1 protein-coding gene and 1 pseudogene are annotated in these 1,426 nt (G+C 43.2%); both read right to left on the reverse strand.

Translation table 11 applies throughout. From position 1 onward, the window contains the following. Nucleotides 1-31: 31 nt before the first annotated feature. Nucleotides 32-871: pseudogene (locus VPNCDNU1_RS03505) on the reverse strand (IS3 family transposase); the annotation flags it as partial. Then, a partial coding sequence (locus VPNCDNU1_RS03510) for a helix-turn-helix domain-containing protein (RefSeq protein ID WP_237324081.1) occupies nt 871-1,426 on the reverse strand: 556 nt, incomplete at its 5' end. The gene VPNCDNU1_RS03510 and the pseudogene VPNCDNU1_RS03505, both read right to left, overlap by 1 nt.

Below are 1,426 nucleotides of genomic sequence, written 5' to 3' on the forward strand. Positions count from 1 at the left end.
TGAACTGACCCCATAAAGTTGGACATTTCTGTTAAGCGGCTTGTAAGGCCTGATTTCGATATTCCGTCGGAGTCAGGCCTTCTAGTTTCACCTTGATGCGTTTCGTATTGTAGTACTCTATGTATTCTTCAATATGTGCGATTAAGTCATCGGCATCTTCAAAGTGCTGGTTATGGTACATTTCTGTTTTCAACAAGGCAAAGAAGTTCTCTGCTACTGCGTTATCCAAGCAGTTTCCTTTTCGTGACATACTTTGAGTTAATCCCCGCTCAGCGAGAGTTTTCTGATATTTCCTATGCCTATATTGCCACCCTTGATCGCTATGCACTATTGGCTTAGCGTCTTCGGCTAAGGTTGCAACCGCCTCTGTCAGCATGTCAGTGACCAGAGGTAAACACGCATTTTTCGCAACCTTGTAAGCCACAACTTCTCGCGTAAACAGATCAACGATGGGTGATAGGTATACCTTCTGCTGTTGAACTTTAAACTCAGTGACATCCGTGACCCATTTTTCATCAGGCTTCGTCGCATTGAAGTCCCGTTCAAGTACATTGGGTGCGGTTGTCCCAGCTTCTCCTTTGTAAGAGCTGTACCGCTTAGGTCTGACCGTTGATTTCAAACCAAGTAACCTCATCAGTCGTTGAACTGTCTTATGGTTAAGCATGACGTCCTGTTTCCTTAACTCTAAGTGAATGCGACGATAGCCATATCTCCCTTTATGGTCATGGTATATTTTCTCAATCAATTGTTTTTCATCTTGATAGCTTTCGGCGGCGTTGTTCGACTGCGCATGATAATAGAAGCTACTTCTTGCTAACTTAAGGGTATGCAAGAGATGTTGTTGTAGGTATTGATTTTTAAGAGCCAGAACTACTTTCGTTTTTTCTTTGTTCGACGATGCTTCTCCTGTTCCAGCTCCTCTAACTTTTTTAGGACAGCATTCTCTGCTCGCAAGTACGCTAACTCCTCTTTGAGCTCTTCCAGTGTTTTCTCATCATCGCTCTTGTTTTGAATAAAGGGATGCTTACTCATTGCGGGTCGTCCTCTGCTACGTTCAAGCCCCTGAAAACCATCTCTTTCGTACTGCTTGAGCCAAACAGCAAGCGTGCCAGAGGAAGAAAAATTTAAAACCGCACTAGTGTGACTGATAGACCAACCATTCGTCCACATATGCTTTAAAGCTTGCAGTTTAGTTTGTGCATTCTTTGCAAAGTCATGAGGGGTAAATGCCTGAGAGCCATGAATATCGAATACTTGTGCCCAGTAACGTATTTGACGTGATGGTATGGAATGAAGGCGAGAAAGCTCCAAAGATGAACTCTCGCCTTGTAGATATTGTTTAGCAATTGAGCATTTCAATGCTCGGTTGTATTTGGACATAAAAAGACCCCCAATAATTGGTGTCCAACTATTGGGGGTCAGTTCA

The organism is Vibrio penaeicida, assembly GCF_002933855.1.
Classification (GTDB): Bacteria; Pseudomonadota; Gammaproteobacteria; order Enterobacterales; family Vibrionaceae; genus Vibrio; species Vibrio penaeicida_A.